Annotated in this window: 15 protein-coding genes; 7 read left to right on the forward strand and 8 right to left on the reverse strand. The window is 35.3% G+C overall.

Annotation, left to right across the window (positions count from 1 at the left end; genetic code table 11):
• Positions 1-169: 169 nt before the first annotated feature.
• The 5 genes from BLQ00_RS12975 (at position 170) to BLQ00_RS12995 (ending at position 6,821) form a co-directional block, all read left to right on the forward strand.
• A complete protein-coding gene (locus BLQ00_RS12975; RefSeq protein WP_093144746.1) occupies positions 170-1,177 on the forward strand; it encodes a sensor histidine kinase in 1,008 nt (335 codons plus the stop codon).
• Positions 1,170-1,850: a LytR/AlgR family response regulator transcription factor gene (locus BLQ00_RS12980; RefSeq protein WP_093144747.1), complete on the forward strand. Its 681-nt coding sequence runs from the start codon at positions 1,170-1,172 to the stop codon at positions 1,848-1,850. Before BLQ00_RS12975 ends, BLQ00_RS12980 begins: the two co-directional genes overlap by 8 nt.
• Before the next feature lie 338 nt (positions 1,851-2,188).
• On the forward strand, positions 2,189-3,511 hold the full coding sequence (locus BLQ00_RS12985; protein WP_139149413.1) for a hypothetical protein: 1,323 nt from the start codon (positions 2,189-2,191) through the stop codon (positions 3,509-3,511).
• Positions 3,512-3,540: 29 nt separating this feature from the next.
• On the forward strand, positions 3,541-5,691 hold the full coding sequence (locus BLQ00_RS12990) for a LodA/GoxA family CTQ-dependent oxidase (protein ID WP_093144749.1): 2,151 nt from the start codon (positions 3,541-3,543) through the stop codon (positions 5,689-5,691).
• A gap of 2 nt (positions 5,692-5,693) precedes the next feature.
• The gene (locus BLQ00_RS12995; RefSeq protein WP_175445452.1) at positions 5,694-6,821 is read left to right on the forward strand and encodes a tryptophan 7-halogenase; all 1,128 of its coding nucleotides are present in this window, start codon (positions 5,694-5,696) and stop codon (positions 6,819-6,821) included.
• Between the two features lie 72 nt (positions 6,822-6,893).
• Here the strand turns inward: BLQ00_RS12995 and BLQ00_RS13000 are convergent, their stop codons facing one another.
• From BLQ00_RS13000 to BLQ00_RS13010, 3 genes are all read right to left on the reverse strand, one after another.
• A complete protein-coding gene (locus tag BLQ00_RS13000) occupies positions 6,894-7,247 on the reverse strand; it encodes a Kazal-type serine protease inhibitor family protein (RefSeq protein ID WP_093144751.1) in 354 nt (117 codons plus the stop codon).
• Between the two features lie 102 nt (positions 7,248-7,349).
• Positions 7,350-8,384, reverse strand: coding sequence for a hypothetical protein (locus BLQ00_RS13005; protein ID WP_139149414.1), 1,035 nt, complete (start codon positions 8,382-8,384; stop codon positions 7,350-7,352).
• 46 nt (positions 8,385-8,430) lie between these two features.
• A complete protein-coding gene (locus BLQ00_RS13010) occupies positions 8,431-9,207 on the reverse strand; it encodes a DUF6345 domain-containing protein (RefSeq protein ID WP_093144753.1) in 777 nt (258 codons plus the stop codon).
• A gap of 330 nt (positions 9,208-9,537) precedes the next feature.
• Between BLQ00_RS13010 and BLQ00_RS13015 the strand changes: the two genes are divergently transcribed.
• Both BLQ00_RS13015 and BLQ00_RS13020 read left to right on the forward strand, forming a co-directional pair.
• A complete protein-coding gene (locus BLQ00_RS13015) occupies positions 9,538-10,032 on the forward strand; it encodes a CAP domain-containing protein (RefSeq protein ID WP_093144754.1) in 495 nt (164 codons plus the stop codon).
• A 126-nt stretch (positions 10,033-10,158) separates the two neighbouring features.
• On the forward strand, positions 10,159-13,029 hold the full coding sequence (locus BLQ00_RS13020) for a M16 family metallopeptidase (RefSeq protein WP_093144755.1): 2,871 nt from the start codon (positions 10,159-10,161) through the stop codon (positions 13,027-13,029).
• Positions 13,030-13,160: 131 nt separating this feature from the next.
• On the opposite strand, the gene BLQ00_RS13025 is transcribed toward BLQ00_RS13020, so the two are convergent.
• The 5 genes from BLQ00_RS13025 to BLQ00_RS13045 form a co-directional block, all read right to left on the reverse strand.
• Positions 13,161-14,492 (reverse strand): ATP-binding protein, encoded by a 1,332-nt coding sequence (locus tag BLQ00_RS13025; RefSeq protein WP_093144756.1) that lies wholly within the window; start codon positions 14,490-14,492, stop codon positions 13,161-13,163.
• Positions 14,493-14,509: 17 nt separating this feature from the next.
• Positions 14,510-17,116 (reverse strand): hypothetical protein, encoded by a 2,607-nt coding sequence (locus tag BLQ00_RS13030; RefSeq protein WP_093144757.1) that lies wholly within the window; start codon positions 17,114-17,116, stop codon positions 14,510-14,512.
• A 75-nt stretch (positions 17,117-17,191) separates the two neighbouring features.
• Positions 17,192-18,016: a peptidoglycan-binding protein gene (locus BLQ00_RS13035; protein WP_093144758.1), complete on the reverse strand. Its 825-nt coding sequence runs from the start codon at positions 18,014-18,016 to the stop codon at positions 17,192-17,194.
• A 159-nt stretch (positions 18,017-18,175) separates the two neighbouring features.
• Positions 18,176-18,751, reverse strand: a complete 576-nt coding sequence (locus tag BLQ00_RS13040) for a hypothetical protein (RefSeq protein ID WP_093144759.1) — start codon at positions 18,749-18,751, stop codon at positions 18,176-18,178.
• A complete protein-coding gene (locus BLQ00_RS13045; RefSeq protein WP_093144760.1) occupies positions 18,744-19,724 on the reverse strand; it encodes a tetratricopeptide repeat protein in 981 nt (326 codons plus the stop codon). Before BLQ00_RS13045 ends, BLQ00_RS13040 begins: the two co-directional genes overlap by 8 nt.
• Between the last annotated feature and the right edge of the window lie 8 nt (positions 19,725-19,732).

Below are 19,732 nucleotides of genomic sequence, written 5' to 3' on the forward strand. Positions count from 1 at the left end.
CTTTAATAGTACAAAGGTGGTACTTCGTTTAATTATAAATAGGCGAATTAAGTAGGTGTCTTCATTTTTTAAGCGAATAAAGGCATCTGTTCTGTGAAACGTCAGTTTACGAGCGGTAAATAGGGCTATTACAGCCTACAAAGAGAAAAAAATGTGTTTTATTTGTACCATGAGTAAACGAATAATAGTTTTAGTACAACTTGTTTTATGGCTAACAGTGTGGTTGGTTATCGGACTTAACGAACGAAGTTTTGAAAGGTTTTTGTCTGAAAACTGGGCAGCTTTTTTATTTCAGATCTTTCTCATTCTTTTAGTGTCATATTACATAGCTGAAAAATGGTTGTTTACAAAGAAATACTTGCTTTTCAGTATCATATCTGTTGTCTTAATTGTGGGTTGTGCATATGTGTCATCGTCAATTTTTAGTATGAATCCGCCTGGAGGTTTTCCACGAATGAATAGAGGTCCAAAGCCACCCTCTCCATTTTCAATTCATGCGTTACTTCTTTCAGTTGCCTATATTATTAGCACGCTGGTAATGACTTTTATTGATAGTCAGAAAAAGGAAGCATTATTAGAAATGCAAAAAACAGCCTTGATTGAAAGTGAACTTAAATTTCTGAAAATGCAAATCAATCCTCATTTTCTATTTAATTCCTTAAACAATATTTACGCCTTGTCTATTTCAAATTCTGAAAGAACACCAGAGAGTATTCATTCTCTTTCTGAAATGCTACGTTATGTTATCTACGATTGTGAAAACCCGAAAGTGCCAATTGAAAAAGAAATTAATTATATAGAAAATTTCATAGACCTTTTTAAATTAAGAAGTAGCAAAGGATTCAATATAACATTTACAAATCAAATTGAAAACTCTTCCGTAGCAGTAGCTCCAATGCTTTTTATTACTTTTATTGAAAATGCATTTAAGCATAGCGGGATAGAAAAAGGGGGAGATGCTTTTGTAAATATAGCGTTGCAATCTACTAAAAATGACATCTCATTAAAAGTAGAAAATAGCTTGCCAAAAGAGACCATTGTAAAAGATGGCGCTAGTGGCATCGGATTACAAAATGCTAAAAAGCGCTTAGAGATTACCTATCCTAATAAACACGAACTTACTATTGAAAGTTTGACTACTTTTAAAATAGAATTAAAAATTTTACTAGATGCGTAATTTAAAATGTGTAGTTGTAGACGATGAAGAATTAGCAAGAGAGCTTATCAAAGCATACATTCAAAAAGTGAATTTTTTAGAATGTGTTGGTACTTTTGAAAGTGCCTTGGATGCATTAACAGTTTTGAAAAGCGAAAAAATAGATTTGTTATTTTTAGACATTCAGATGCCAGATATTAAAGGAACTGAATTCGCAGAACTCATAAAAGCTACCGATACTCGAATTGTTTTCACAACCGCTTATTCTGAATATGCCCTTCAAGGGTACGAATTGAACGCGCTAGATTATTTGGTAAAGCCAATCAATTTTAAACGGTTTTTGAGCGCAGTAGAAAAGTTTCCGAAGCAAGAAAAATTAGAAGAAGGTTTTTTAGTCATTAAATCTGGTTACGACTTACACAAAGTTATGTATCAGGATATTGTATATATTGAAAGTAGTAGTGAATATGTAGTCTACTATCTTGAAAATAATAAAAAGATAATGGCAAACCAATCGTTACGCGCATTAGAGCTTTCACTACCAAATCTATTTGTGAGAGTTCACCGATCGTATATAGTAAACAAAGAAAAAGTAACAGGATTGAAAAACAGAGAGCTCTTACTATTGGATCATAAAATACCGGTGAGTGATAGTTACTATGTGACCGTTAAAAAAGATTTGTTTAATAATTAAGTCTTTTAAAATCAACTTCTTTTTAATTCTAGCCTTCTTTGTTTCCTCTCTAATTTATAGGCTTACGTTTTAAATAATCACATTTTGAGAATTTCTTCTCTTAAAACTGACGCGCTTTTATAAAGCGTGTCTTTCTTATTAAATTAGTTTTATTCTATCCTAAAACAGTCCCTGTCTTTTATTTAAACTTCAGATTCTCTGAAAACTACGTATTTATACGTAATAGATTGTATTTCAGTTTGTTGTACATTTGATTCAATCCCTTCCCCAAATTTATTTTTTGCTGTTTCAGCAATTCTAAATACGCTTTCAACTATTAATTATATAACGCAACAATTATGAAAAAAATAAGAAAATTAAGTTATTGGCTCGTTTTGATACTGATGCTGGTAGCTTGTAAAGAGACCCCAAAAAAGAGTAATGGGCAAATAACTTCTGAAACGGTACTTGTTCAAACGAATGACACCTTGTGTGCTGCTCCCGTAGCATGGTTTAATGGAGCTGTTCCAACACCGAATCCAAATGTGTTTCCGCAGGGAGATGTTACAAATTGTGATTTCCATCTAGTTTCATGGAATTATTTCCTTTGGCTAACGGAAGAAGTAAACGGAGAATTACGCTTTGAAACAATGTATACCAACAAGGCGATTTATCCAGAATTTAAAGATGACACCTATCATGTCTTAGATATTGTAGAACAGGCATTGTCGAAAGGAATGCTTGTAGATCAAAATGGAAGAGCCGTGTATAGTAGTATAATTATCAATGATGTATATCGAGATTTTGTATTAGACAATCAACTGTACGATCCAGAGGTGCTTTTAAACTTTGATCCTAACACAAACTTTCCTGTAGGTTCTATAGCGCTTAAAACAAGCTGGAAGATTGTCCAACCTAATGAAGACGTTAGCAAGCTTTATACAAAAAAAGCTGATATCGAATTATTAGACTTAGTAGATGGGTTACCAAGAATAGATAAGAACAACCCTAATGTTGAAAAAGATGTAGAGGTTGCTTTGGTTGCGCTCCATGTGTCTGTTGTTGTGGAAGGACATCCTGAGTTTATCTGGGCGACTTTTGAGTTTGACGACAATGCGCCAGACTTTGCTGAAAATCAAAATCCTGATGCAGCAGTTTCCGTTGCCGATTGGATGTTTTATGCGGCAAGCACACCGGCACGAAAAACCAACGCAGATAATGCAACTACCTTAAAATTTTCCAATCAAGAAAAACAACTGTTAGCACCGATCACACAAGTAGCACGACAGTATGTAAATGGAGGCGGAAGTACAACCAACCAAGAAAATATAACCCATTTAAATAAAAGTGTAAAATCCCAACTTCCTTCAGCTTCAGTTTGGAAAAATTATTTTGAAGTAGGCGCCATTTGGTTCAATACTTCAAAAGGATCTTTAAAACCTGATTGGAACCCAAATGTAGATCCAAGTATGGTTACAGGCTCGTTGAAGTTGTCAAATGCTACGATTGAAACCTTTACGCAGAAAGTAAGATCTCAAAACGAATGTTTCAGCTGTCACAATACAAATGCTTTAACAAGTGTTCCGACGGATATGAAAATACTAGGCGGTAAAAATGTGAATATTAGTCATATACTTTTGAAAAACTACATAGGCGGAAAAGAAATACCACTTCAGAATTAATACTAGCGAACCAATTAAGATATAACATTATGGAAAATACAACCTTAAGAATACATCCTGCTATTGGAATGGCCAGAGTAGGAAATAGTACTGATTATTATCTCGGACCAGAAACAATGGCTGCATCCCCTCAAAAAGGGACAGTTATTACGGGCGGATTACCAATAAAACCAGGTACTGAAAATACGACCATCACTAGTGAAGACCTTCGAGATGATCAGGGAAGATTAAAAAGACAAGCTGCCCGATTTAAAATATATCAATATCCAAACGAAACTGGACAAGTAAGCTACCCAACACCAGGTGGTGAAGAGGTCCTCATTGGTTCTGTCGTGAATGGCAAAAAAGTAGTCGATATTATTTGGACAGCACATCTCGCCAACAAAAAAGCAAATTGCTGGGAGATTGACGAAGACGCAAATCTTGGAATTGCTCTTTATAAAAACAATGAGTTTCCGCCAATGCGAAACCCAGACTTTATGCAAACCACACCGCAAGATCCAAAGAGTGTAGATCCGTCAGATCCTGTGCGATTAAAAAACTTGGTGATTGATGCGGGACCTAGAACCATAATGGCGAGTAAAGGGAGTGACACACCTATAAAATTTGATAAAAAAACACCAGCAACCTATTTTGATGCTTCTACAGGAGAAATTAGCGAGCAATCTAATTATCCGATTCAGTTTCCAGCTTCCGAAGGAAAAAGTAAAGACGGAAGTGATCCTATTTCGTATTTAGGTGAAATTCTTACAGAACCCAATGGTCGATTATTAGTTTTAGGCGGATATGGACTCGCTGCTGGTTTTGACAATGAAGGGAATTACAATACAGCGCAAACTTTATGCTTTGATGTAGATAATGATAATTGGTTGGACGATACTTCCGATGGGCCTATTACTGCCGTTATTGTTTATGAAGATGGAAGTAAAGAACCTATTAAAGGAAGTGCTTGGGTTGTGGCTACAGATCCAGCGTATGCGCCTCAAACACTTAACGCAGTTTCTCTGTGGGACGATATTTATAACACGTGGCTCGAAAACTTCAATTTGCAGCCAGAGATTTATCGTAATGGCACGTACAATGAAAATTACAAGCCCTCTTTTAATGATGAAGTGTTTCCAACATTAAATGCTTCGCACATGCAAATGTGGAACACTAATTTACCTAAGCAAGCCATTAATGGACATAAAAGGATGATGACTTTAACGGAAGAAAAACCTCCCTTCGACATATTACAATACATCCGGAACCCAGACGGAAGTCAAGATACTATTGGCGCTCCTTTAATGCCACTTTCATTGGGAGACGCCAATCAATCATTCTTAACGCTTTCTAGACAACAATACTTTTTCATGAAGCAATGGAATAAAGGGATGAGTGTGGGTGCAAAAGAGACGGTTCTAGGCGCCGGAGAGCAGTTAGATAAAACGATATTAGTAAACTGCTTGGGAGGTAGGTTTAGCCCAGGAATTGACATGACATTTATAGCTAGAGATGTAAACTTGTACAATGAAAATTGGAAAGATCCAGCCATTGGCCCGTTCCGAATTGATGCAAAAACGTTAGACTATTCGAGTGCGAACACAGAAAAACCATTTCTTGGAGTGGGGTATACACCCTTACGATCGTATAAAGTTGAACCTGGCGATATTTGTAAGTTCATGTCTATTCCTTGGCATACAGATTATAACTCTTGCGCCACGCATACACCAGCTCCAAATCCAGGAGGAAAAATAACAAAAGAAAATATTTTTAGTGGTGATGTAAATACCACATTATTTTGGTCTTGGCCTGCACAACGTCCAGTGGCAGTATATACGTTTGATGATTTAGTTTCGAATACAGATAGAGGAGAATTGCCAGAGCAACGCTATTCTGTTAGAGGGAAAGGGACTGCAGCTACAGAAAAAATGCACTCTGTAGGGTGTGAAAAAGAAGAGAAGAATCAGTTTGAAATGAAGGCCATGAATGTTGGACGTTATCAAAATCGCAGAAACTTCTTGACCGAATGGGTAAAAGTAGGAACCATTATTCAAGGGCCTGCTATAAAGAATTATCCGTCAGATTTTAGCAAAGATTATTACCTAGAAGTTGAAAGTAAATTTGATATAGATGAAAGTAATCAAGTTGTGTTTTGGCCCAATGTAATTGATGATGAGGTATATCCTCCAAAGCAGTAAACTTGAAGGATAAAACCATTTATACTATTGCAATTATTGGCGCAGGACCCGCAGGGAGTTCTTGCGCCATTGCTTTGTTGAAAGCAGGTTTTAAAGTTCAATTACTAGATAATTCAAAAACTGGGAAATTTCATATTGGAGAAAGCATACCTCCAGACATGAATTTATTGCTGAAAAAACTCGGAGTCTATGACTCTTTTTTAGCCGAAACACACGAACCTTGCTACGGAAGTTGTTCCTATTGGGGAAGTGAATTGAGAGGCTACAATGACAGTCTTTTAAATCCGTACGGTCACGGATGGCATTTAGATCGGCAAAATTTTAATCAGTTCTTGGTGGAAGAAGCAGAAAAATTAGGGGCAACAATTTTTAGAAATTGCACCTATAAATCTTCAGTTAAAACGGAAAGCGGCTATCAGCTTTTTATGGAAGTAAAAAAGAAGCAATTTGATCCTATTGAAGCCGATTTCGTGATTGATGCTTCAGGAACAAGGAGTGTTTTTGCTTCGGAATATGGAAGTACTCAAATTAAAGATACGTCTTTGGTATGCTTAGGAGTGCGTTTCAGAAATAAAGGAGGACGAGAAGTCTCTAAGCTAACGCATTTAGAATCTGTTGAAAACGGTTGGTGGTATGCTGCTAGAATTCCGGGAGAACAGTTGCTAGTGACTCTTTACACGACTTCAGAAGTTGTCAAAACACTAGAATTACATCATTTAGAGAATTGGGTGAAACTATTACAACAAGCACCAAATACAAGTCATTGGATTCGTGGAATGGAACCTGTAGAAAGCAAACTAATTGGTTTTAAAGCGCCTTCGTTTTGTTTAAGTCGAGTGGTAGGTGATTCTTGGATGGCAATTGGAGACGCAGCTATTTGTTTCGATCCTATTACTTCTCAGGGAATTATTAAGTCGGTAACGCAAGGCATTCGTGCAGCAGAAATTATTACGCATTATGTAAGTGGAATTGAAACTGCATTGCCTTATTTTGAGACTGAAGTAAAAGCACAATACAAACAATACCTAGAATCACGAAAATACTTTTATCATTTAGAAAAACGTTGGCCTACTAGTGCCTTTTGGAAAACAATTCAAGATTCTACGTCACAAAGAGAGAAGCCAACATAATTAGCGCGGTTTTGTAAAGCATGTTTCATATACAAATAGCAACTAGTGCTTATATTGTTTTTATAAATGGAACTACTTGCAATTGCCCTTCGTCCATTTTTTAATTCCTGCTTTTTCAGCTTGGCAGGCATTGCTATAATTACGATTGTCGCAACCACAAACAGGATCGTACACATCGGCGCATAATGTTTTGTCCGCTTTTTTGTTTACTTCATAACAGTCTTCACTTAAATCTTCAAAAGCAATTGGAACGGGAGTTTCGCCTTTTGTATAGCCTTCAGGAACTTCAGAAGTTGTGGGTTGAGGTGTTGTTTCATTTTTAGGTTCCTGACTTTTGGGTGAATTTCCGCAGCCAGAAAAACTGATAAGTAAAATACTTACAAGCAATGAAAAAAAGAGAATGGTAAAAGTATTTTTTAGTTTCATAACAATGTGTTTAAAAAAAAGGCACTAAATACATAACGAAGAACGGTTTGTGTTTAGTGCCTTTCAATTGTTTAATAATTGATTATAAGTATGTTGTGATGGTTATTCGATATCACGTCTAGGATCTTTTTTCATTTCCTTTTCTGAAGCTTTTCCAATTACTTTCTTAGCTTCTGGTGGAGCTTGTTGTAATACTTCAAAAGCTTCAGGAGTTTTTCTAAGGGCTGGAACAATTCCTAAATATTCAAATTGAGTGGCTGGAGTGTCCTTCATTTTAGGAAGCGAAACGATTATTTGAAAGTAATACGCTGGTTGAATGTAGCTTTTACCACCATCATAATACGCAAGGCTCATTTCTTTAATTTTAGTTCTAGCACCTTTTCCGAAGTCGGTAGCCAAACGTCTGTTCATTTCTAGTTCCGCTTCTTTAGCAGACTTCATAGCTTCTTTCTTTACAGTAGTTCCTTTGTTAGCAGAAACTTCTTTCCAAAGCGCATTAGCACCTACAATTTCACCATTGTTACCAACATGCACAATTATTTTAGAACTAGGTCCGTACACAGGAACCCCGTCTAAGAAACGTCCGTATGAAACTGTTCTAAATACATCTACTTGTTTGTCAGATCCGGCAGTGGCAAGACGCAATCCACCCGAATGCATCATTTTAATTTCTTCCTTATTTGCTGGAGCCAATCCACTTTCATTTATAAAGCGCATGGCGATAGCATTTGCAGCTTCTTGTTTTGGTAAGTTGCGTCCGCCAGACTTTAAATAATCGTTCATTCCTTTATTGAATGCTAATTTTCCTGAAGCTAAATCTTGTTCAAAAAATGCAGTAGGATCTTCTTTCTGAAACTCTAACGAATTTTTGTTGCCAGTCGGAATTGAAAGTCTTGATTTTGTAGCATTTCGCACACTCTTTTTGAAACCTTCTGCTTTCCTTTCACTTGCAGCTACCGTTTGATAGACAGACATATCTTTTTGTTGATATGTAATTAGGTTTTTGTATGCTGTTGGTTGTACATACCCTGCATCATCCATTGCGACTGAAGTTAATTTTGGCGTAGATGACATTAAAAATATCGCAAATCCTATGGTACAAACCATGAATACTGCTGTTTTATATTGCGTTTTCATTTTCTTGTATTTTGTTTATTAATTTAATTTAGTTGCTAGCCTTACCTTAGTATTGCCAGTACGTATACATTCCACCAGTTCCTGGAGATGGATCATTTGCATACGACCCTAATCTGTCATTGGTACATCCATTGGCAACAATAACACTAGCTAAGCCAGGAAACGGAATATCACTACCGTATTGTGGATCCCAAATATTTGGATTAAATATCCAATAACGCTCTTCATTTACAGCGTCAAACCAAGATTGCCAAATAGCACCATTACTTTTTAATTTTCCTGCAAAATTGTTAGGAATTCCATTGTCCGACCAACTTAAAGTGTGGAACCCTACTAATTGGTGTAATCCTCCAAACATTCCGGAGTAATCACTCCACCAATTGGATTTTTCGGGTCTTGACGATACAGTATAGCAAGATTCAATTACAAGCCATTCTAAATCGTCACCGGTATCACCATAGGCAGGAACATTTTTTAAATTAACTCCTAATCCTTGACTTTGATTTGTTTGAATGTAATGGTAGTTTCCATGACCTGCGACATATGCAAGATCTACTGAATCTACATAATCATCATGAGAGTTTCCTGTAAATTGGAAAGGTTCTGCCCAGAAATACTGTGTGTATTTGTAGCTATGAGCACCAACATTTTGATAGGTTTTGAAATTTTTAATAAAATTCCATACGTTTCGTACGAATCGGCTTTCTGCCTGATCTACATAGCCTCCAATTTCACGATTCCCTGTAAAGGATGTAAAACTGAAAATGCAAATAAATGCTAAACTTAGCACCCATTTTGAATTTTTTGTGAGATTGTTAATCATAATAAAAAATATTAAGGTTGTTAAATATTATTGGTGTTTCCAATAAGTTTGTTTTTATGTAATTTTTTGATAGACAATTAATTACAATGCAAATATAAGATTGAGGTTCATTTTTTTTTGAAGTCTAAAAACCCAAATCAAAGGGGTTATTACCCTAAACTTCTGCAAGGGTTTTTCTACTATTGGTGTAAGATTTATGTTCAATAATTAATTTTACGGGTTCGTGTTTAATAATCTGTTTAGTAGTAATTTACGTGTTACTACGTAATTTTTATTAAACAAACTTCATGTATCTTTAATTACCTATAAAAAAATTAAAACCTTACGATTATGAAAACCAGTTATCTATTTATTGTAGCCGTGTTACTTTGTCAATTGTCAATAGGACAGGACATCACCGAAACAGGAAGTGATGTGACGGTAGAGGAAGCCACAGAATTTTTAAAACACCATAATATGGCAAGAAGTGAAGTGGGAGTATCCAATCTTTCATGGAATGCTTCCATTGCTAAAGTTGCTCAGGAATTTGCTAACTTTCTAGCGGCAGACAATTGTTCTTTCAAGCATAGTGGAAATGAAAATTATGGAGAAAATGTTTTTATGGGCAATGGAACTGTTTATACCGCGCTTGATGCTTCTAAGAGTTGGTATTCAGAACTAGCAGATTATACCTATAGCGATACCGACTATAATCATTACACGCAAATGGTATGGAAAAAAACCACAGAAGTTGGTGTTGGAGTAGGAGTGTGTGAAGATGGGAGCTATATCATTGTAGCTAATTATGCTCCTTCGGGGAATATGTACGGTACGTTTCCATATTAACTAAAGGGAATGTATTACCGTAGAATTGCTGCATACTTTTAAAAAAGAAGCAACTACATTTAACAGCATTTTAAGATATTGGAATACTGTCAATTGTATCTTTAGATTTGAAAAAAACTATAATCAATGAAATTAGGAACTACTTTAAGAGCTTCCGTAATAGGGGCTGCCATTTTAGCTTTTTGTTTTACATCTTGTAAAGACAAAGCGACCACGAAAGTTGAGGATTCTGCGAAACTTTCCGTAGAATTTGAAAAATATGAACTCGCAAACGGATTGGATGTTATTCTACATCAAGATAAGAGTGACCCCATAGTTTCCGTAGCCATTCAATATGGAGTTGGTTCAAATAGAGAAAAAACAGGAAGAACTGGATTTGCCCATTTATTTGAGCACATGTTGTTTCAAGAATCTGAAAATGTACCACAAGATCAATTCTTCAAAAAAATACAAGATGCTGGTGGAACCCTAAATGGAGGTACTTGGAAAGATGGTACGGTATATTATGAAATTGTTCCTAATAATGCGCTAGAAACGGTTTTATGGATGGAAAGTGACCGTATGGGCTTTTTAATTAATACTGTTACCGAGTCTGCATTTACCAATCAGCAAGAAGTAGTTCAAAACGAGAAAAGACAACGCGTAGATAATAATCCATACGGACATACAAGTTGGGTGTTGGATAAAAATTTATATCCAGAAGGGCATCCTTACAATTGGCAAGTAATTGGTGAATTGGTCGATCTTCAAAATGCGACTGTAGATGATGTAAAAGAGTTTTACGATAAGTTTTATGGTCCTAATAATGCAACATTAGTATTGGCAGGTGATTTTGAAACGGCAGAAGCGAAGGCATTAATTGAGAAGTATTTTGGCGAAATTAAACGTCGTCAAGAAGTACTTCCAATGAAACCACAACCGGTTTCTCTTTCTGAAACAAAACGTTTTTATCACGAAGATAACTTTGCAACAGCACCGCAATTAAATATGGTTTGGCCAACAATTGAGCAATATACGGATGATGCGTATGCGCTGGATTTTTTAGCCGAAATTTTATCTAGCGGAAAAAAAGCACCGCTATATAAAGTCCTGGTAAAAGAGAAAGATTTAACGTCTAGAACGGTTGCCTATGGAAATGCACAAGAACTTGCCGGCGAATTTCAAATTTCAATTACAGCGAATAATGGTAAAAGTCTGAAAGATGTAGAAGCAGCCATTTTTGAAGCTTTTGCTCTTTTTGAAAAAGAAGGCGTAACCGATCGCGATATTGAACGTATTAAAGCTGGTTTGGAAACACAATTTTACAACGGAATTAGTAGCGTGTTAGGGAAATCATTTCAATTAGCACAATACAATGTGTTTGCTGGAGATCCAGGTTTTATTGAAACAGATATCGAAAATATTAAAAAGGTAACTAAGGAAGATGTCGTTCGTGTATACGAAACCTACATAAAAGGAAAACCTTATGTAATGACCAGTTTTGTGCCTAAAGGACAAGTAGCGTTAATTGCAGACAACTCTATAAAAGCACCTGTTGTTGAAGAAGAAATTAAAGAAAATGTTGAAACGAAAGTGGAAGATGCTACTACTGAAATAGTAAAAACACCTTCGTCATTCGACAGATCTATTGAACCTGCACAAGGAGCGTCTCCAGCTTTGAATATACCTACAAGTTGGAAGTCGGAACTTAAAAATGGCATAAAAGTATATGGAATTGAACAAAATGAGATTCCGACCGTTAATTTTAGCTTGGTTATTGAAGGAGGTCACTTGTTAGATGATAAAAATAAAAATGGAGTTGCCAACTTAATGACCGACATTATGATGGAAGGAACTGCTAATAAAACCCCTGAGCAGTTAGAAGAAGAAATCGAATTGTTAGGCGCTTCTATCAATATGTACACAACAAACGAATCTATTACTATTCGTGGAAATACCTTAGTTCGAAATTTTGATAAAACCATCAAATTAATTGAGGAAATCTTATTAGAACCTCGATGGGATGAAGAAGAGTTTGCACGTATTAAAACAAAAACAATCAATCAGATAAAACGTTCTGAAGCAGATCCAAATGCTGTTGCTGGACGTGTTTATAATAAATTATTATACGGAGAAGATCACATATTTAGTCTGCCAGCGAGCGGTACTGAAGCGTCTGTAGAAGCAATTACAATTAATGACTTAAAAGCATTTTATACTAAGAATTTTTCTCCTTCAGTAAGTACTTTTCAAGTAGTAGGAAAAATCAATCAAGAAAAAGCATTGCGAAGTCTGCATGATCTAGAAGAGCGTTGGGCAGCCAAAGAAGTTGTGATTCCAGAATATCCAATCGCAAATACGAGAGACAAAGCATCTCTTTACTTTGTAGATATTCCAGGAGCTAAACAATCAGTTATTAATATTGGATACATCGCAATGCCAAGAACAGACGCCGATTTCTATCCTGCAGAAGTGATGAATTACAAATTAGGGGGTTCTTTTTCTGGCAATGTAAATCTTATTTTGCGTGAAGAGAAAGGTTATACCTACGGCGCTAGAACTGGATTTAGCGGAAGTAAAATTCCAGGAAAGTTTACAGCATCGTCTAGTGTTCGTACCAATACAACGGGCGAATCTGTAAAAATTTTCAAGGAGCAAATAGAAGCCTATAAAAATGGTATTTCTGAAGAGGATTTAGAATTTACTAAAAACGCAATGGTTAAATCGAATGCACGTCGTTTCGAGACACAATTTAATTTGTTACGTATGTTGCAAGAAATGAGCGCGTACGATTTACCAGCGAATTACATTGAAGGTGAAGAGAAAGTAATTAACGAAATGACCTTAGAACGTCACAAAGAACTTGCAAATAAATACTTAGATGCCTCTAAAATGGCGTATGTAGTAGTTGGTGATGCGGCGACCCAATTTTCACAATTCAAGAAAATGGATTTTGATGAAGTACTCTTAGTCGATAAAGATGGGGAAGAGGTTAAACTTGAAAATGTGAAGATGTAATTGTTTTCAAATAGCTTACAAAAGAGATTGTTTAAAAAGTAATACTTAATGTCTATTCGACCTGACAAATCGAATAACATCTACTTTTTTGACAATCTCTTTTTTTTGTTTTCTTCGGAAAGGTTTACGGTTTAGAAGAGTTTGTTTTCCTTAATAATTTCTTTACGAATGCCTTCTGTAAAAAGGTCTAGCGGAAGTATTTTACTCTTTTTACTCAGTACTTTCAAACTGCAATACTGAATGATATTTATAATATTAGAACCACTTAGTTCATACTTTTCTGAAATCTCTTCCAAGTTTATTTCTGGACTTAATTTCAGCTTTTTAGGCAAATTAGTTTTCCATAATTGCAAGCGTTCTTTGGCGGAAGGTAACTGAAACTCACACACTGACTGAAACCGTCTTAAAAAAGAATCGTCTATATTATCTTTAAAGTTGGAAGCTAAAATCACCAAACCTGGATGCGACTCTACGCGTTGTAATAAATAGGAAACTTCCTGATTTGCATATTTATCGTGTGCGTCTCGAACGTTGGTACGTTTTCCAAAAATAGCATCGGCTTCATCAAAAAAGAGAATCCAATCTTTATGTGCCGCTTTGTCAAACAAGCTGGAAAGATTTTTCTCTGTTTCTCCAATGTATTTTGAAACGACTGTAGACAAATCTATTCGGTACACTGGGCGATTGGTGTATTTTCCCAATAAGGAAGCGGTAAGTGTTTTTCCGGTACCTGGAGGTCCGTGAAACAATACACGATACCCTGCTTTTACACGGTCTTTCATTCCCCAGCTTTCAAGAAATGTCGGATTGTGAAGCAACCAGATTTCAAGATCTTTAATGTCTTCTTTTGTTCGAGGGTTTAATACTAAATCTTCCCACTCTAAAGCGGTTTCTAACTTTTCAGCAGGAAACTGCGCGCTCATTTTTGGTGTCGGAACCTCACCAGTAGTGACCAAATAAAAAGTTTCAGAATACAGCGCTATTTTTCCTGCAAAAATAGGTTCTCCAGCAGGAGCTGTTTCTAAGTAAAGGATTTTATTTTTTTCTAGGACGTTACTTTCAGAAAATAATTGAATACATGTTAATCGTTGGTGTAAATTATTCCCTGCAAGTATAAATTGAACGGTTTCACCTGTTGGTAAAATTCCGCGGTGTTGTTTTCCTTTCACGCCACCAAATTGTGGTAAATCGGTTCCAGACGGATACGCTTCCGCAATGCAGTTCAATAGAAATTGGGGCAGCACATGTGGTGTTAACGCTACCAAAAAAACAATTGTTTCTAACTGCGATAGTTTTGAATCTTTTATAAATTGACCTGTAACAGACTTTCCTAGTTTTTCAATAGGTAGGACAGGGGCGTCAGTAGTAATGTCTCCATTTGGATTTTTAATACGCCACGCAATTAGTTCTTTCAGAAAAGAAAAAAGAAGCGTTAATTCTGTGTTTATGAGTTTTGTATTCATGTGAGGTTTGCTTTGTATTAAAAGGTTATTTCAGGATTTTCATTTTTCTCAATTTTATGCGTATTTATCAATCCTTCAATTTCTGTAAATTGTTCTCGCAACAAAGGATGCTTCAAAATCGCTTTGATGTAATTTACACTGCTTTTGCTGAGGTGTCTAGAAAGCGTTGGCTCGTAATATTCCCAAGGGTCAAAAAAGTCTTTATCGGGCTTTTCAGTAAGGGTTAAAATTAATGTATTTTCAATCGCTAGAAAATCAACTAGTTTATTTTCAATTGTTTCATCTGAAATTTCACCGCTAAAAAAGCTTTCAACATCACTTAACGAAACCTTATGCGGCATAAATATTTTGAAATAACGAACACCACCATTCGATGTTTTTTCCCAATTGGTTAGATAATCACTTAGGTAGCCCGGAATTTTATCAAGGTTCAAGCCTGTTTCTAAATCGACCATGATATTATCGGCTTCATTCTCCCTTTTGTCAATATGTGTGAGCTTGTTTTCGCGTTTAAATTTTTCAATTAAATAATTTACGTACAATGTTTTACTATTTATGATTTCGATATAGGCTATTTGTTTGTCACCCAAAACACGCTGATCTCGTAGTAAATAATTATGTAAGTCTAAACAGCCCAATAAACCACTATTGTCTATAGCGCCAGCGTCTATGTAATGACCGTAACCTGGTATTTTTGCAGCGGGACTAAGCATGGGAAAACGATTTGTTGTAGAAACAGCTTGGTAAAAAGGCAATGTTTTATTGTTAGACAAATCGGCTAGATTTTCAGAATACGGGAAAATATCATTGAAATTATGTTGTTTCACCGACCATAAAATACCTCTACTACCGTTGGTTGCAGCCGTATTCATAATTAATGATGGGAAATACCCATTTCTATTAAAAGCTTCCTTCCAATAATCTCTAAAAGAAGTCTCAGAGAGTTTTGAGTTTTTTATATTCTGAATGTTATTTTGATATTTTACCATCGCATAATAAGGCCTATCGCGTAATCCTATACGTTGGTTAAACGGCCAAAGCTTCCGATAACTATCCAATCCGAAGGTTAGTGTTAAGTCAAGAGAGGTGTAGTTTTGATGAGCTAAGGTGTCTATTTTATGCTGAATGCGTTGTGTATTGTTACCATCTTCTTTGTACAAACCTGTGTACAACGCCAGTCCTAACGAACCACCTGAAGCACCCGATAAAGCAATACTTTGGTTTAATAATTTTCCGTTCGTTTCTTGCTGAAGGGTGTTTAATACATTTAGCGTCCAAACGTTTGCTTTTAAACCTCCTCCGTGAGAAGCAATGAAAAATAAAGTGTTGTCTTTTTTGGCTTGCAGGCTATCAATAAATACAGCTTCCGGAATTTCATTTTTAGTGTTTTCTACGAGGTCTAATTCGTGTACTCGAACTTCTACGTTTGCAAAGTTAGAAATACAGACCAAGAGAAGTATAGTTATTATGGCGCCAAAAATAATACGGTAGGTTTGACTTCCGAATAAATTGATGCGTTTTGCTACAAAAAAGTACTTTCCAAAATTGGCTATTAAATAGTAATACAGGTAAAAAAAAGCGAGTAAAATAGGAATTCCATTAAAAAGTCCCCAATCATAGATACTAGCTAACGTACAGTAGAATAAGAAGACAAAGGCACCCACAAAATTAACAGCAAAAAGTAAAATGTAGTTTTCCGATTTTTCGAAAAATCGAATACTGTTTATAAAAACGCTGTAACCAATATGTAACGATCCTGAAAGAGTTTTGTTCACTACGGAAAGTTTTGTTCTTAAAAGACGGAAAAAGAAATAATTGAATAAAAAAGAATAACTGGTTAATAGCAATAAAACAAATCCGCCAGGGCTAAAATTTCCCACACTCAATGTAGCGATAAGAAGTAAAATACTTATAATAACAATTACCAAATACCAAATCCCAAGACGTTTGTAAAAGCCATTTAGAATATCAATATTTCTTTGGCGTTCAATGGCTCCTAATTTAGTTCCATCTGCATGTTTTTCAATACTGAGTTTTGATATTTTCTCTTTTAAATAAATGTAAAGTATAAAAGGAATGAGTATTAAAATATAGACAGTGATTTTTACGGCACTAAACGGAAACGTTTCAAAGATTAAGTTTGGTTTAAAGCTGCTCATGATAAAATGAATCCAAACGCCGTGAATTAATATCCCTGTGAAATAGCGAAGATAGTTCGCCCAATTATCGGGCACATAACCCGTATCTTTTTTTGTGGTAAAAACAAAAACTGGAAACTTTTTTAAAAACCAAAACTTGATAGGATGAACCTTATGCCATTCAGTATAATCGCCAGAGTTATTTAAATCGGCAGCATAATAGGTATAAATAGGGAAGTGAGAAAGCGCAATAGCCAATGCGTTTATAAATAAAAATGATAAAAATAAAGAGACCCAATTGCCTTCCATTAAATCGACAAGCATTGTAAATGCCTGATCCATTTGCGTAAGTAACAATAAAATGATACAAATCACAACAAGACTTAAAAAGGACGATCGTACAAAGTTTTTTATAGACCGTATAAAATGGTTTAAAGCTGTTATAAATTTTTCAAAAGCAGTTGTTTCAGTCTTGACAGTTTCCATAAATACATATAAACATCTAATTTACAGATAAAAATAAATGTAGCGCAATCGATTGTCCTGTAATCGTAGGGGGATTTACCCTAAAGTTAACGGATCAATAGAGAACACGTCTAATTTGGAACGCTGAAAATTTCGAGTCCGTTTCATAACTGCAATTCCATTTCTAGAACCTGCTTCGTTAGTGTTGCCTTCAATCGTTTCAATAACATCGTCTTTAATCGCAGTAATGATTCCAGTGTGTGTCCAATCGTAGGTTGATTTTTGCAATAAAAAAAGATCTCCAGGCTTCATTAATGATGGATCTTTTCTAATTTTTTGATATCTATGTAACAACCCCTTTTCAAGTCCTTTTGTTCCCACCGTATCGCAACTGTAGGTTAACGGAAATAAGGTTTTAAAGTTTTTACCTACCGTACTTGCCGCTTGATCAATAATTGTTTGTGCAAACCCCATACACCAATACCAACTAGAACCTTCATGTCCGTCCATGTACGCACGTACCCAAGGTCCAGAATTGGAGGCTCCTTTAATTTGTAATTCATACGGAAAACTAGCTAAATGGTTTTCGGCAGCTTTTACGACCAAAGTTCTAACATCAGTTTCGGCAGTAGAAAGTGTGAAAGCGCGTTCCATAGTGCCGCATAATTTGGAAAAAACTTCTTGATTTACAATTCCTGAAACAGGCAAATTCATTTCGATTTGGTAGTTTTTTACCGCCTTCTCGGTTGCAGGTCCAAAGTCTCCATCAATAGCTGTTACAGTTCCGCTAGAAGGATGCTGAATGGCATACAATGACAACCATGATTGAATTTTCATAACATCTTTTCGGTTGTTTGAGGTGCCGCGTCTTTTTTGAGTGGATTTGATCGTTAACTCTTTTAAATAGGATGTTTTTTTCATGATGAATAATTTAAAGTACTAATTTACAGTATGTTAAATAGTTGTGCAAGAGGTGATTGCCTATGAATAAAAGGGGTTTTTACTTTTCTGAAAATAAAGTACTTGAAAATGGTTCTTTCCGAAGTATACATACGCCTGAAGCTGAAGTGTAATAATGAATTAGGTCGCTGTTAAAATTAACTTTAGCTCCATTGTTGTGGCGCCTTGCGGTTCTTTTTCGTCGTTTAAATAACTCATAAGAACCAATCTAAATCTGCCTGAAATCCATGTGTGTTTTGAAAAGTTATGGTACGGTTTGTTATATACAACGTGTTTAAAATCTATTTCTGCTGCTCCCAACTCCTTTTCAAAATGAGCAATTATCTTTTCTTTACAAGCGGTAAAATGTGATACATACTGAAGTAATGTATTGTTTTTGGTTTTTTCATAAAATTCAGTTTCGTCCGTTCCACCAGCTTCTTCCCAATAATATTTTGGATAGGTTTTTAAGGTTGTTTCAAGATTATATATTGCTTTGGTTTCTTCGTAATAGGCATATACCAAGATGAGTTCTTCCATTTCGCCTAATTCAAAAAAGTATTTGTAATTAGGTAAAGTGCCTCCTCTGTTGTCAAAATCGTTACCTTCTTTTTCAATAACAGTTTCTAACGAATCGCCAATAGAAACACCTCTAAAATTTATACCATCTGTTTTAATAATGGCTTGGTATAATTCGTTTGTAGCTTTGTTATTCATTTGAGTTTGTTGTTATACGTGTAATTAATTCTTTAGCTTGTTCGGTATAATCATCATTCATTTTAACTACTTTTCTGAGTAGGGTAATTGCTTCTTTAGCATTTGAATTCATTTCAAGTAAGACCAAAGCTTTATAAAATAAGGCTTTGCTGTTGTTCGTTTTTGAAAGAACAAAATTGAATGCCTCTAATGCTTCTGTATACTTCCTATTTGCTAGAAGAGTAACACCTTTGTCTATCCTAATTTTATGATTGTTTTGATTCTGTTTTAAAATAATATTCCATTGTGTAATTGCCTTATCAACTTTGGAAAGTCCTAGATAAATAGAAGCTGCGAGGGTTCTAAAGGTTTCAGAATTGGGCGAAATCAAAATACTTTTATTAATTGCTATTTCTGCCAATCCGAAGTTTTTAAAATTGAAATGAATTAAAGCTGTGTAATACCAAACGTACTCTGAAAGCTTTTCATCTTTTGAAGTTTCCTCCAATACGCCTAATGCTTCTTGATATTTTTGTAATTCGATATAATCTTTAACTAATTGAATTTTAAAATATGCGTCGGTACTTAAAGATTGTAGGATATACTCCCAAGTATGCGCCGATTTCTGAAATTGTTTTTGATGTTGGTACAAAACAGCAATGCTTTTCCAAGCCATTAATGATTTCGGACTTAATTCTATACTTTTTAAATAACTCTCTCTCGCTTTGTCTATCTTATTTTGATTGGCATACGCGTGTCCTAAATTTAAAATATAAGTTGCCTTTTTTTGCTTATCATAGGCCGATTTAAAAAGGGCTTCCGCGTTCTTGTACTTTTTTTCTTGTAATGAAATCATTCCTAAATTATTAAGCGTCGTAGCATAAGTAGGAGCCACCTTTAAAGCTTCTTTGTATTTTAATTTAGCATCTTCAAAATTTCCATTCAGAAATAGTTTTACTCCTTCATTATTCAACTTTTTTACTTGCTTATCCATTTCTTTCA

Source organism: Ulvibacter litoralis (assembly GCF_900102055.1).
GTDB lineage: Bacteria > Bacteroidota > Bacteroidia > Flavobacteriales > Flavobacteriaceae > Ulvibacter > Ulvibacter litoralis.

Excerpts from the sequence above, each read along its gene's own strand:
- BLQ00_RS12975 (WP_093144746.1), top strand. The coding sequence starts at position 170 with ATGAGTAAACGAATAATAGTTTTAGTACAACTTGTTTTATGGCTAACA.
- BLQ00_RS12980 (WP_093144747.1), top strand. The coding sequence starts at position 1,170 with ATGCGTAATTTAAAATGTGTAGTTGTAGACGATGAAGAATTAGCAAGA.
- BLQ00_RS12985 (WP_139149413.1), top strand. The coding sequence starts at position 2,189 with ATGAAAAAAATAAGAAAATTAAGTTATTGGCTCGTTTTGATACTGATG.
- BLQ00_RS12990 (WP_093144749.1), top strand. The coding sequence starts at position 3,541 with ATGGAAAATACAACCTTAAGAATACATCCTGCTATTGGAATGGCCAGA.
- BLQ00_RS13000 (WP_093144751.1), bottom strand. The coding sequence starts at position 7,247 with ATGAAACTAAAAAATACTTTTACCATTCTCTTTTTTTCATTGCTTGTA.
- BLQ00_RS13005 (WP_139149414.1), bottom strand. The coding sequence starts at position 8,384 with ATGAAAACGCAATATAAAACAGCAGTATTCATGGTTTGTACCATAGGA.
- BLQ00_RS13010 (WP_093144753.1), bottom strand. The coding sequence starts at position 9,207 with ATGATTAACAATCTCACAAAAAATTCAAAATGGGTGCTAAGTTTAGCA.
- BLQ00_RS13015 (WP_093144754.1), top strand. The coding sequence starts at position 9,538 with ATGAAAACCAGTTATCTATTTATTGTAGCCGTGTTACTTTGTCAATTG.
- BLQ00_RS13020 (WP_093144755.1), top strand. The coding sequence starts at position 10,159 with ATGAAATTAGGAACTACTTTAAGAGCTTCCGTAATAGGGGCTGCCATT.
- BLQ00_RS13025 (WP_093144756.1), bottom strand. The coding sequence starts at position 14,492 with ATGAATACAAAACTCATAAACACAGAATTAACGCTTCTTTTTTCTTTT.
- BLQ00_RS13030 (WP_093144757.1), bottom strand. The coding sequence starts at position 17,116 with ATGGAAACTGTCAAGACTGAAACAACTGCTTTTGAAAAATTTATAACA.
- BLQ00_RS13035 (WP_093144758.1), bottom strand. The coding sequence starts at position 18,016 with ATGAAAAAAACATCCTATTTAAAAGAGTTAACGATCAAATCCACTCAA.
- BLQ00_RS13040 (WP_093144759.1), bottom strand. The coding sequence starts at position 18,751 with ATGAATAACAAAGCTACAAACGAATTATACCAAGCCATTATTAAAACA.
- BLQ00_RS13045 (WP_093144760.1), bottom strand. The coding sequence starts at position 19,724 with ATGGATAAGCAAGTAAAAAAGTTGAATAATGAAGGAGTAAAACTATTT.